This window comes from Campylobacter sp. CH278, assembly GCF_004378845.1.
In the GTDB taxonomy this organism is placed as follows: domain Bacteria; phylum Campylobacterota; class Campylobacteria; order Campylobacterales; family Campylobacteraceae; genus Campylobacter_D; species Campylobacter_D jejuni.
Window position 1 is genome coordinate 226,998 of the sequence record NZ_RYXZ01000001.1, and the last position, 10,604, is coordinate 237,601.

General features: G+C 29.6%; 15 protein-coding genes. 7 read left to right on the top strand and 8 right to left on the bottom strand.

All coding sequences use genetic code 11. From position 1 onward, the window contains the following. The 5 genes from ELQ04_RS01150 to ELQ04_RS01170 are packed head-to-tail and all read left to right on the top strand — an operon-like array spanning window position 1 to window position 3,483. Window positions 1–762 (top strand): ATP-binding protein, encoded by a 762-nt coding sequence (locus ELQ04_RS01150; RefSeq protein ID WP_002894311.1) that lies wholly within the window; start codon window positions 1–3, stop codon window positions 760–762. Further along, window positions 759–1,445, top strand: a complete 687-nt coding sequence (locus ELQ04_RS01155) for an endonuclease III domain-containing protein (RefSeq protein WP_002894310.1) — start codon at window positions 759–761, stop codon at window positions 1,443–1,445. Before ELQ04_RS01150 ends, ELQ04_RS01155 begins: the two co-directional genes overlap by 4 nt. After that, a complete protein-coding gene (thiD, locus tag ELQ04_RS01160; protein ID WP_002936712.1) occupies window positions 1,442–2,254 on the top strand; it encodes a bifunctional hydroxymethylpyrimidine kinase/phosphomethylpyrimidine kinase in 813 nt (270 codons plus the stop codon). The genes ELQ04_RS01155 and thiD overlap by 4 nt, the downstream gene beginning before the upstream one ends. Continuing rightward, on the top strand, window positions 2,244–2,876 hold the full coding sequence (thiE, locus tag ELQ04_RS01165; RefSeq protein WP_002936702.1) for a thiamine phosphate synthase: 633 nt from the start codon (window positions 2,244–2,246) through the stop codon (window positions 2,874–2,876). The genes thiD and thiE overlap by 11 nt, the downstream gene beginning before the upstream one ends. Continuing rightward, window positions 2,854–3,483, top strand: coding sequence for a uroporphyrinogen-III synthase (locus tag ELQ04_RS01170; protein WP_002936697.1), 630 nt, complete (start codon window positions 2,854–2,856; stop codon window positions 3,481–3,483). Before thiE ends, ELQ04_RS01170 begins: the two co-directional genes overlap by 23 nt. Here the strand turns inward: ELQ04_RS01170 and ELQ04_RS01175 are convergent. Genes ELQ04_RS01175 through fliW form a run of 5 tightly spaced genes read right to left on the bottom strand, consistent with a single transcriptional unit; the run spans window position 3,480 to window position 6,007 of the window. Continuing rightward, a complete protein-coding gene (locus tag ELQ04_RS01175; RefSeq protein ID WP_044778066.1) occupies window positions 3,480–3,932 on the bottom strand; it encodes a hypothetical protein in 453 nt (150 codons plus the stop codon). The two genes, ELQ04_RS01170 and ELQ04_RS01175, sit on opposite strands and share 4 nt — an antisense overlap. Continuing rightward, window positions 3,929–4,591: a hypothetical protein gene (locus ELQ04_RS01180; protein ID WP_002936695.1), complete on the bottom strand. Its 663-nt coding sequence runs from the start codon at window positions 4,589–4,591 to the stop codon at window positions 3,929–3,931. The genes ELQ04_RS01175 and ELQ04_RS01180 overlap by 4 nt, the downstream gene beginning before the upstream one ends. After that, complete coding sequence (locus ELQ04_RS01185; protein ID WP_002936694.1) at window positions 4,588–4,890, bottom strand: type II secretion system protein; 303 nt, start codon at window positions 4,888–4,890, stop codon at window positions 4,588–4,590. Before ELQ04_RS01185 ends, ELQ04_RS01180 begins: the two co-directional genes overlap by 4 nt. Beyond that, window positions 4,887–5,618: a pyrroline-5-carboxylate reductase gene (locus tag ELQ04_RS01190; RefSeq protein WP_002936693.1), complete on the bottom strand. Its 732-nt coding sequence runs from the start codon at window positions 5,616–5,618 to the stop codon at window positions 4,887–4,889. Before ELQ04_RS01190 ends, ELQ04_RS01185 begins: the two co-directional genes overlap by 4 nt. Beyond that, complete coding sequence (gene fliW, locus ELQ04_RS01195; RefSeq protein ID WP_002852982.1) at window positions 5,618–6,007, bottom strand: flagellar assembly protein FliW; 390 nt, start codon at window positions 6,005–6,007, stop codon at window positions 5,618–5,620. The genes ELQ04_RS01190 and fliW overlap by 1 nt, the downstream gene beginning before the upstream one ends. 160 nt (window positions 6,008–6,167) lie before the next feature. On the opposite strand from fliW, the gene ELQ04_RS01200 reads away from it, so the two are divergent. Together ELQ04_RS01200 and lon are read left to right on the top strand one after the other, a co-directional pair. After that, window positions 6,168–6,815, top strand: a complete 648-nt coding sequence (locus tag ELQ04_RS01200) for an outer membrane protein assembly factor BamD (RefSeq protein ID WP_002936691.1) — start codon at window positions 6,168–6,170, stop codon at window positions 6,813–6,815. 16 nt (window positions 6,816–6,831) lie between these two features. After that, window positions 6,832–9,207: an endopeptidase La gene (lon, locus tag ELQ04_RS01205; protein ID WP_002936688.1), complete on the top strand. Its 2,376-nt coding sequence runs from the start codon at window positions 6,832–6,834 to the stop codon at window positions 9,205–9,207. Window positions 9,208–9,267: 60 nt separating this feature from the next. Here the strand turns inward: lon and rpsR are convergent, their stop codons facing one another. The 3 genes from rpsR to rpsF are packed head-to-tail and all read right to left on the bottom strand — an operon-like array spanning window position 9,268 to window position 10,476. Next, window positions 9,268–9,528 (bottom strand): 30S ribosomal protein S18, encoded by a 261-nt coding sequence (gene rpsR / locus ELQ04_RS01210; protein ID WP_002853032.1) that lies wholly within the window; start codon window positions 9,526–9,528, stop codon window positions 9,268–9,270. Window positions 9,529–9,538: 10 nt separating this feature from the next. Then, window positions 9,539–10,090, bottom strand: coding sequence for a single-stranded DNA-binding protein (locus tag ELQ04_RS01215; RefSeq protein ID WP_002921394.1), 552 nt, complete (start codon window positions 10,088–10,090; stop codon window positions 9,539–9,541). 8 nt (window positions 10,091–10,098) lie between these two features. Beyond that, window positions 10,099–10,476, bottom strand: a complete 378-nt coding sequence (gene rpsF, locus ELQ04_RS01220) for a 30S ribosomal protein S6 (RefSeq protein ID WP_002812868.1) — start codon at window positions 10,474–10,476, stop codon at window positions 10,099–10,101. Window positions 10,477–10,604: the final 128 nt, after the last annotated feature.

Genomic DNA, 10,604 nt, shown 5'->3' on the forward strand with positions numbered 1-10,604 from the left:
ATGGATTGGAATAAAACTTATGCAGCAATTTATAGAGCAAGAAAAGACTATTTAAAGCCTATTTTTGAAATCGATCCTATCACTTTAAAAGATTTAGTAGGTATGGAAAGTCAAAAAAAAGCACTTTATGAAAATACTTTAAATTTCATTCAAGATAAGGGAGCAAATCACGCACTTTTATGGGGATCTAAGGGCACTGGAAAATCAAGTTTAATTAAAGCTATATTTAACGAATTTAAAGAACAGGGCTTAAGACTTGTCGAATTAAATAAAGAAGATTTATTTGCCTTAGTAGATATCATCGATGAAATCAGATTAGAAAATTTTAAATTCATACTTTTTTGTGATGATTTTTCTTTTGAGAAAGGAGATGATAGTTATAAATTTTTAAAACCTTTGCTTGAGGGAAGCATAGAAAAAGCCCCAAATAATGTAATTATTTATGCGAGTTCAAATCGTAGGCATTTATTAAGTGAAAGTATTGCTGATAATCTTGATACGCAAATTGCACATACAGAACTTCATTTAAGCGATGCTGCTGAAGAAAGATTAAGTTTGAGTGATAGATTTGGTTTGTGGTTAAGTTTTTATCAGGGAAATTTAGAAGAGTATTTAAAGATGATAGATTTTTATTTTAAAGATTATTCTTGTGATAAAGAGCTTTTACACGCTAAAGCTAAAGAATTTGCTACTCTAAGAGCAAGCAGAAGTGGTCGTACTGCAAAGCAATTTTATTTGGCTTTTAAGGAGAATTTTAAATGACTGGAGTGCAAATTTTTACCAAGCTTTTAAATTTGGATTTAAATTATTATGATTTTGATTGGCTTGAAAATCAAGGATTGAGTGAATTTGAGCTTTTAATTTCTGTGATTTTAACTCAAAATACAAATTGGAAAAATGTCTTAAAAGCTTTAGAAAATTTAAAAAAAGAAAATATTACAAGTTTAGAACAAATCAATACTTTATCCAATTTAGAACTTGCAACTTTAATCAAGCCTAGCGGATTTTATAACACCAAAGCCAAGCGTTTAAAAGGCTTAGTAGAAAGTATCATAAACACTTATGAAAATTTAGAAAATTTTAAAACAAATGTAAGCAGAGAATGGCTTTTAAATATCAAAGGTTTGGGTTTTGAAAGTGTTGATGGGATATTAAATTATCTTTGCAAAAGAGAGATTTTGGTTGTAGATAGTTATAGTTTGCGTTTGGCTTTTCACTTAGGCTATGAGTTTGAAAATTATGAAGAATTAAGAGAATTTTTTCAAAGTGGTATAGAGAGTGAGCAAGAAAATTTGTGTAAAATTTTAGGAAAAAAATGCGAACTTTATGAACTTTATCAAATTTTTCATGCTTTGATTGTAGCTTTTGCAAAACAGAGTTTTAAAGGACAAAAATTAAGCCCTAAGGGTGAAGAATGGATCAAAATTTTAAAGGAAGAATTATGAAAGCAAAAGGAAGCGAACTTATACCTGTTTTAACTATAGCAGGGAGTGATTGTAGTGGTGGAGCAGGGATACAAGCCGATCTTAAAACCTTTAGTGCGCACAATCTTTTTGGTATGAGTGTGGTTTTAAGTGTGGTAGCTGAAAATACCGCAAGGGTGATTTCTGTACACGATATACCTACTCAAATCGTGGATGTACAAATGCTTGCCGTATTTGAAGATATAGTGCCAAAGGCAACTAAAATCGGAATGATAGGTTCTTGTGAATTAATGAGCTGTGTAGCTAAAAATTTAAGCGAGTTTAAACCTCAAAATATAGTGATCGATCCTGTAATGTTTGCTAAAAATGGTTATGCTTTAATGCCGCAAGAAAATTGTGATTTTTTCAAACAAACCATAGTAAAATTTGCAGACATTCTTACGCCTAATATTCCTGAAGCAGAGTTTTTATGCGGTTTTAAGATCGCTAATGAAGAGCAGATGATAAAAGCAGCTAAGCATTTATGCAGCTTGGGGGCTAAGGCAGTTTTACTTAAAGGCGGACATAGTGAAGAAAATGCCAATGATGTGCTTTATGATGGAAAAGAAATTTATATTTTAAAAGGCGAACGCATAGAAACTAAAAATACTCACGGTACAGGTTGTACGCTTTCTTCGGCTATTGCTAGTAATTTAGCTAAAGGCAAGGATTTATTTTATGCTGTTAGTGAAGCTAAAGAATATGTAAGAAATGCGATTTATTATTCACTCAATCTTGGAAAAGGTTGTGGTCCTACAAATCATTTTTTCAAGTTTTTAGATGAAAAATAAATTAGATCTTAGCCTTTATTTAGTTGCTTCTCAGGGAAATAAAAGCGAGGAGTGTTTTTTAAATACTTTAGAAAATGCTATAAAAGGCGGAGTAAGTATCATACAACTTCGTGAAAAAGAGCTTAATGCAAGAGAATTTTATAAACTAGGCTTAAAGGTGCAAAAACTTTGCAAGGCTTATAAAATACCTTTTTTGATTAACGATAGAGTGGACATAGCTTTAGCCTTAGATGCTGATGGGGTGCATTTAGGACAGGAAGATTTAGAAGTAAAACTAGCTAGAAAGCTTTTAGGAGATGAAAAAATCATAGGCTTAAGCCTTAAAAAACTAGAACAACTTGAGTTCATACAAGGAGCAAATTATTTAGGTTGTGGAGCTATCAAGGCAACGCCTACTAAAGAAAGTTCGCTTTTAAGCCTTGAGCTTTTAAGTCAAATTTGTGATAAAAGCCCTATAGGGGTTGTAGCCATAGGCGGGATTGACAAAGAAGCACTTGTTGAGTTAAAGGGTATAAATTTAAGCGGTGTGGCTGTGGTTAGGGCCATCATGGATGCTAAAGATGCTTTTTTGGCAGTTAAAGAGCTAAAGCGTAAAATCTATGAAAATTTACCTCTTAAGTGAAACTCCTTTTGAAGGGGTGGAAAATCTTATTTTAAATGAGATTGTTTTTTATGATTTTAGTGTGGATTTGAGTTTGTATGATGCTTTAATCTGCACTTCAAAAAATGCTTTAAAAGCTTTACAACATGCAAAAATCACTTTAAATTTCAAACTCAATTTATACGTTGTGGGACAAAGTACAGCTCAATACGCTAAAAATTTAGGTTTTAAAAAGATTAAAATTCCATCAAAGGCTTATGGAAAAGATCTTTTTCTTGAATTTAAAGAGGAATTAAAAGCGCAAAAATGTTTGTATTTAAGGGCTAAAAATATTGTTTCAACTTTAAATTTGGATCTTAAAAATGCAGGTGTGGATTTAGATGAAGTGATTGTTTATGAAAATGTTTTTAAAAAAGGTGATAAAAAACTTACTCATCCTGCTATTTTTATATTTACCTCTCCTTTAAGTGTAGAAAATTTTTTAAAATTTTATAGCTTAAAAGAAGAAGATAAGGTTGTAGTTATAGGACAAAGCACAGCAAAGAAGCTTTTAAATTTTAAAAATCTTTATATATGTGAAAATCAAAGTCTTTTAGAGTGTGTTAAGCTTGCTAAGACTTTGGTTTAATTTTTTAAATTCCAAAAATTTTCTTTGGGATAAATGATAATGCTTTTTGTGAGTAAAATTTCATCATTGACATTTTTATCACGATTTAAGGCAATGCTAATGTGGGCTATAATAACACCATCTTTGCTTAAATTTGCATCGGGATTGAAGTTGGAAAATTTAAAATTAACACATTGTACAATAGGATAAAAGTATTTTATTTTAATCAAAGCTTTTGCGTAATTAAAATATATATTATCTAAACATTCTTTATTTTCTTGCTTTGCTTGATATAAAAAATATTTAGAAAATTGTGTTGCATTGTGATTTAAAATTTGAGCTTGAAGGTAGTAATAACTATCTTGGATTATTTTTGGAGTATAGCTGGATATGTTTAAGGTCAAGCTCATCCATAGACTTATTAGCAGTATTAAAAAAATTGTCCAAATTAAAACATAAGCTTTTTTCATAGTAAAATTCTTTTTTCAAGACAATATTTTGTTTGTCTTTTTAGACAAATTTTTAATTTATTGTTTTGCAGGTTAAATGAGCTTATGTTTTTAGAAATTAATCCTTGTTGGTTTAATTGTTCATTAAATTTTGGCTTTATTTCATATATAAGTTCTTCATTTTGCAATTTGATAACTAATTGAGCTTGCAAAGGAATAAAACTACCTGTAAAATTTGCAGATATACCATTTTCCAAGATGGATATTTTTTCAATCTTATTAATTTTATAAGCATAGCTAATATGCTCATTGTCGTTATATAAATCTTTTCTATTTTGGAGTTGTGTTTTAAAATCAGAATGAGGTGAATAAAGTGTATGATTATTTTCTAAAATAAGAGCAGAATTAATAAGATAAAGTTTATTATCTTTTAGGCTAATTAACTCATCTTTTAAAAGACATTTTAATGTATTTTGTGAAAATGTAATATTAATACAATTTTGTATTAATTTTTCTATTTTAAGCAAGTTTAAATGTGCTTGAGTGATAAGATTGTTTGTATGCAAAGCAGTGAAATTTAAATGGTAAAAATCCATTAAAGGTTTTGAAAGCAAGCTAGTTATAAAAGTAAAAAGTATTAGTGATATTATAAGTTCAAAAAGTGTAAAAGCTTTGCTCATTCTTTAAAATAAACGCTATAATTTTGATCTTGAAGGTATAATTTTTGAAATTGAAATATACCATCATTAACAAACTGTTCTTGTAAAACTATAGGTTTTAAGGCTGAGGTTTGAAGTATGATGGTTTTAAAAATAGGCTTTTCATATAATTCTTCTTGAAGTTTATAGAGTCTTTCAAAAATATTTAAATTTTCATAGTTTTTGTAAAGTTGAGTATAGTAATAAAAAATACCAATGAAAATTAAAGATATGATCGTTATAGCACTAATGCTTTCTATAAGTATGAAAGCCTTTTTCATTTAGTGCTGCTAGCATTTATGGCTTCAAAAAAACTTCCGCGAATTCCTTTTTGTTCGAGTATTTTTATGCCTTTTATTGTAACTCCGCCAGGAGAGCAAATATTTTCTTTAATAATGGCTGGATGTTCATGTTCTAGCAAAGCGCTAGAGCTTTTAAATAAAGAGCGTGTAAGATTAAGACTAAGTTCTTTTGACAAACCTTCATAAACTCCAGCATTAGCAATACTTTCTGCTATAAGTGCTAAAAAAGCAGGAGCGCAGTCGCTAATCGCCATAGCTGCATTCATTTGCATTTCATTGTCTAATTTATAAGCTGAACCAAAAGTTTTTAAAATGTCTAAAATTTCATTTTCAAAATGAGAGTTTTTAAGTATATATGGTGTAGTTGAAGCCTTATATTTAGCTGCTGTATTAGGCATTATTCTAACATAATTTTGAGCTTTGATGGTTTGTAGTTTTTCAAAATCAACATTGGCTAAAACAGAGATTAAGATGCGTGCTTGTCCTTTTAGCATTTGGGCAATATTTTCTAAAGCATAAGGTTTGAAAGCCAAAATAACATCTTTGCCCTCTATGTTAAAATCTTTGTAAAGTAAGGTTTTAAAGCCTTCCTTGGCAAGAGTTTGAAGCTTTTCTAAGCTTCTTCCTACTATGCAAATTTCATAACTATCTTTTAATCCATAGGCTAAGGCTGTTGCCATAGCTCCATTTGCAAGTATATAGAGCATTATTTTTTAATATAATTAGCAATTTGATCAGCTTGAAAAAAGTCCGGATAATTAACTGTATCTAGTATCACTTGTACCATAGTATTATTATCAAGATTAATGACTACTGGAGCTAGAAAATTCACTGTCGATTCTTCAATGCTTTTTGCTATGGCTACTATATTAAAAATTTTCATATTAGATTCAGGTGTTAAAGAAAGAAGCTCTTGATAGTAAGTTGGTATATCAAATTCATAATCAGGTCTAATCAAATAAGGATTAATTAAAACAAAAGAAAAGTCTTTACCATCAAGACTTTTAAGTCTTACAAATACTTCATCGATAGTTGAAAATTCCATATTTTTGGTTTCTTCAAAACCTAAGATAGGGCATTTAACAGCTAGGGTCATGTTTTCTCCTCAAGTTATAATGTTTAATATTTTAACATAAAATAAGCAATAATCATTCCAAAATTTTAAATTATTTAATTAATTTTATTATAATTTTAGAAGAACATAATTATAAAATCGTTAAAATATAGATTTTTGAGAATATAAATCAAGGTGAAGTATGAAAAAAGGTATTTTTTTATTGGTTTTTTTAAGTGTTTTTTTTAATGCGTGTAGTACGAAAAATGATGAAGGTTTATACAATCTTAGTGCTAGTGAGTGGTATAAGCAAATTATTAAAGATTTGCAGGACAAGGATTTGGAAAAAGCCGATGATCATTATAATGGTATGGCAAGTGAGCATGTTGCCGATCCTTTATTGGAAACTACTTTAATTATTTTAGCACAAGCTCATATGGATGAAGAGGAATATAAGTTAGCTGATTTTTATTTAGATGAATATAATAAAAAATTTGGAAATTCACGCAATGCTGATTATATTCGTTATCTTAAAATTAAAGCAAAATTTGATGCATTTGCAGTCCCAAATCGTAATCAGGCTTTAATGCTTGAAAGCCAAAAAGAAATAGATACTTTTTTGAAAGATTATCCTTATACAGAATATGAACCTTTGGTTCAGACAATGCTTACAAAATTTAATTTAGCGGTTTTTTATCTTAATAGCACTATAGAAAATCTATACCAGCGCATAGGGCATGATGAAAGTGCACAAATTTATAAACAAAGACTTCAAGAAAGTGAATTTTATCAGCAAAGTATTATCAAACCTGAGCTTCCTTGGTATAGAAGTATATTTGAAAGATTTTAATAAACAAGGAAAATAAATGCAGATTGAAGAGATACAAAATTATCCAGCAAATTTACCAGTATTGGTTGAAGATGAATTATTTTTATATCCTTTTATGATAACTCCTATTTTTATTAACGATTCATCCAATATGAAAGCTTTAGATCTTGCGATTAAAAATGATAGCATGCTTTTTGTTGCACCTTCAAAGTTGGAAAATGGAAGAAATTTTGATGAAATTTATAATTGCGGAGTGATTGGGACTATCATGCGAAAAGTTCCTTTGCCTGATGGAAGAGTGAAAATACTTTTTCAAGGATATGCTAAGGGTAAAATTATAGAGCAAATTTCTAATAAACCTTTAGAAGCCAAGATAGAACTTATAAAAGAAGACTTTTTAGAAGGAACTAAAAAAGAAGCACTTCTTGAAGTTTTAAAAGAGAAAGTAAAAAATTTGGCAAATATTAGTCATTATTTTTCTCCAGATCTTTTAAGAACAATTGAAGAAGGTTTTGATGCATCTAGGATTTGCGATTTGATTTTAAATACTGTGCGTATTAAAAAACAAGTTGCTTATGAGTTTTTTGTTTTAACAGATCTTGAGCAAAAATTAGTAAAATTAATAGATTTAATTGCTCAAGAAATAGAAGCTAATAAAATTCAAAAAGAAATTAAAAATAAAGTACATTCTCGTATTGATAAGGTAAATAAAGAATATTTTTTAAAAGAACAATTAAGACAAATTCAAAAAGAGCTTGGTTCTGATACACAAAAAGAAGATGAGGTTAGAGAGTATCAAAAGCGTCTGGAGTTAAAGAAGAAATTTATGCACGAAGACGCTTATAAAGAAATCAAAAAACAAATTGAAAAATTCGAACGCATTCATCAAGATAATTCCGAAGCATCGATGATTCAAACTTACATAGAAACAGCATTAGATGTTCCTTTTGAAAAAATTTCTAAGAAAAAACTTGATATTAAGGAAGTTTCAAAACAGCTCAACCATGATCATTATGCATTAAATAAACCAAAAGAACGCATAGAAGAGTATTTTGCAGTTAGGGAACTTTTAGAAAAAAGAAAAATAGCAGAAAAAGATGGTGCTAAAGTTATACTTTGTCTTTATGGGCCTCCTGGCGTGGGTAAAACTTCACTGGCAAATTCTGTTTCAAAAGCTTTAAAAAGAGAGCTTATTCGTATAGCCTTAGGTGGACTTGAAGATGTTAATGAGCTGCGTGGTCATCGTAGAACTTATATAGGCGCTATGCCTGGACGTATTACTCAAGGACTCATAGAGGCAAAACAAATTAATCCTGTAATTGTATTGGATGAAATTGATAAATTAAATCGCAGTTTTAGAGGCGATCCAAGTGCGGTGCTTTTAGAAATTTTAGATCCAGAGCAAAATTCTAAATTTAGGGATTATTATTTAAATTTTAATATTGATTTAAGTAAAGTCATTTTTATAGCAACGGCAAATGATATTAGCAATATTCCTGCACCTTTAAGAGATAGAATGGAATTTATAGAACTTAGCTCTTATACTCCAAGTGAAAAATTTCATATAATGAAAAAATATTTAATTCCAGATGAACTTAAAAAACATGGCTTAAAATCCAATGAATTATTTATTGATGATGAAACTATAGAGCTAATCATTAGCGATTATACTCGTGAATCAGGAGTTAGAAATTTGCGTCGCAAAGTGGCAGAGTTGTGTCGTAAGAGTGCTAAAAAACTACTTTTAGAAAATATTAAAAAAGTCATTATTAATACAAAAAATTTGAATGAATTTTTAGATAAAAAAGTTTTTGAAATAGAAAAAAATAATGGAGAAAATCAAGTAGGTCAGGTCAATGGTTTGGCTTGGACAATCGTAGGTGGAGATGTTTTAAAAGTAGAGGCTGTAAAAATTAAAGGTAAAGGAGAATTAACGCTCACAGGAAGTTTGGGTGATGTAATGAAAGAATCAGCTAGAATTGCTTTTAGTATGATAAAAGTTTTAATCGATGAAGGAAAAATAAAAATACCTAAAAAAATAATTATTGATCCTAAAGTTAATGTTTATGATAGTTATAATATTCATATACATGTGCCAGATGGAGCTACTCCAAAAGATGGCCCAAGTGCAGGTATTACGATAAGCACAGCTATTGCTTCTATTTTTAGTGATAAAAAGGTTAAAGCAGATGTTGCAATGACGGGTGAAATAGATTTAAAAGGAAAAGTTTTACCAATAGGCGGATTAAAAGAAAAATTAATTGCAGCTTATAAAGCAGATATAAAAACAGCTTTAATTCCAAGAAAAAATTACGAAAGAGATTTAAAAGATATTCCTAGTGAGGTTAGAGACAATATGGAAATCATTGCTGTTGATACTTTCAGTGATGTTTTAGAATATACTTTGGTTTAACTTTATTTTGAGAATAAATGTATAAGAAAGCAAACTTTTTACAAGTTTGCTTTTAAAAGATTATAGTCCTTCAAAAGGATTATTGATTACTTCTTTTCTATCCACTATATAAGGGATAAGAGCTACATGTCTTGCACGTTTGATTGCAACTTCTACCATTTCTTGGTATTTTTTGCTTGTGCCTGTTAAACGGCGTGGCATGATTTTAAATCTTTCAGATAAAGCATGTTTTAACATTGCTGTATCTTTATAATCAATAAATTCAACTTTTGCTTCAGTGTATTTGCAATATTTGCGAGAGTATTTTCTTTTTTCTGCCATAGTTTATCCTTTAAAATGGTAAATTGGTATCATCGCTATCATAAGCATCGATATCAATTTCTTTTAATTTTTCTTCGTGTTGTGGGTTTTGGTTTCTTTGTGGAGCAGGGTTTGCTTTTGCTTTATTAAAATTTTGATTTTCACTCATATAAGGATCATAGCTTTGATTTTCATAGTTTCCACTATAATTGTTGTTTGAAAAGCTATTATTGCCAAAATTTCCGCCTTGTTGTGGAGCATTGGAATTGCCAAGCATTTCCATATTTTCAACTTGAATGCTATGTTTAGAGCGATTTTGTCCATTTTGATCACTCCATTGTTCAAATCTCAAACGTCCTTCTATGAGTACTTTTGAACCTTTTGTAAGGTATTGGTTTGCAACTTCTGCGGTGCGACCATAAAAGCTTATATCAATAAAGCAAGTTTCTTCTCTTTTTTCTCCATTTGTGGTAAATCTTCTTGTTACTGCTATAGCGGAAGCTCCAATAGCACTACCGCTTTGTGCATAACGCATTTCTATATCACGTGTAAGATTTCCAACCAAAACAACTTTGTTAAACATCTTTTTCCTTATTGAATTTCAGGAGCATCTAAAGGTTTGATTTCTTTTTTAGATTGCTTAATCCCGTGGCTTAGTTTTTCCCAAGCTGCAATTTCTTTTTTATTTTCATATTTTACGATTAAAAATCTTATTACTTCTTCAGTGATTCTTAACACCCTTTCAAGCTCAGCAATCAAGTTTGTAGGAGCTTTGAAATAAATCACAAAATAAGTTCCTCTTTCGTATTTTTTTATTTTATACGCTAATTTTCTAGTGCCCATTGGAACAACAGTTTCAATTTCTGCACCATTTTTGGTTAGGACTTCTTTAACGAATTCCAACTTCGCATTCACTTCCTCTTCGGTAAGTGTTGGTTTTAAGATAAATAAAACCTCATAATGTTTCATCTTTTCTCCTTATGGATATTAAAGCCCATTTTATGAGCAAGGATTTTGCATAAAGCAAGACTAGATTATATCAAAATATACTTAATTTATACTTCAATAAGTGTTGTAATTTTTTGTAATTACCTGTT

Excerpts from the sequence above, each read along its gene's own strand:
- ELQ04_RS01150 (WP_002894311.1), top strand. The coding sequence starts at position 1 with ATGGATTGGAATAAAACTTATGCAGCAATTTATAGAGCAAGAAAAGAC.
- ELQ04_RS01155 (WP_002894310.1), top strand. The coding sequence starts at position 759 with ATGACTGGAGTGCAAATTTTTACCAAGCTTTTAAATTTGGATTTAAAT.
- thiD (WP_002936712.1), top strand. The coding sequence starts at position 1,442 with ATGAAAGCAAAAGGAAGCGAACTTATACCTGTTTTAACTATAGCAGGG.
- thiE (WP_002936702.1), top strand. The coding sequence starts at position 2,244 with ATGAAAAATAAATTAGATCTTAGCCTTTATTTAGTTGCTTCTCAGGGA.
- ELQ04_RS01170 (WP_002936697.1), top strand. The coding sequence starts at position 2,854 with ATGAAAATTTACCTCTTAAGTGAAACTCCTTTTGAAGGGGTGGAAAAT.
- ELQ04_RS01175 (WP_044778066.1), bottom strand. The coding sequence starts at position 3,932 with ATGAAAAAAGCTTATGTTTTAATTTGGACAATTTTTTTAATACTGCTA.
- ELQ04_RS01180 (WP_002936695.1), bottom strand. The coding sequence starts at position 4,591 with ATGAGCAAAGCTTTTACACTTTTTGAACTTATAATATCACTAATACTT.
- ELQ04_RS01185 (WP_002936694.1), bottom strand. The coding sequence starts at position 4,890 with ATGAAAAAGGCTTTCATACTTATAGAAAGCATTAGTGCTATAACGATC.
- ELQ04_RS01190 (WP_002936693.1), bottom strand. The coding sequence starts at position 5,618 with ATGCTCTATATACTTGCAAATGGAGCTATGGCAACAGCCTTAGCCTAT.
- fliW (WP_002852982.1), bottom strand. The coding sequence starts at position 6,007 with ATGACCCTAGCTGTTAAATGCCCTATCTTAGGTTTTGAAGAAACCAAA.
- ELQ04_RS01200 (WP_002936691.1), top strand. The coding sequence starts at position 6,168 with ATGAAAAAAGGTATTTTTTTATTGGTTTTTTTAAGTGTTTTTTTTAAT.
- lon (WP_002936688.1), top strand. The coding sequence starts at position 6,832 with ATGCAGATTGAAGAGATACAAAATTATCCAGCAAATTTACCAGTATTG.
- rpsR (WP_002853032.1), bottom strand. The coding sequence starts at position 9,528 with ATGGCAGAAAAAAGAAAATACTCTCGCAAATATTGCAAATACACTGAA.
- ELQ04_RS01215 (WP_002921394.1), bottom strand. The coding sequence starts at position 10,090 with ATGTTTAACAAAGTTGTTTTGGTTGGAAATCTTACACGTGATATAGAA.
- rpsF (WP_002812868.1), bottom strand. The coding sequence starts at position 10,476 with ATGAAACATTATGAGGTTTTATTTATCTTAAAACCAACACTTACCGAA.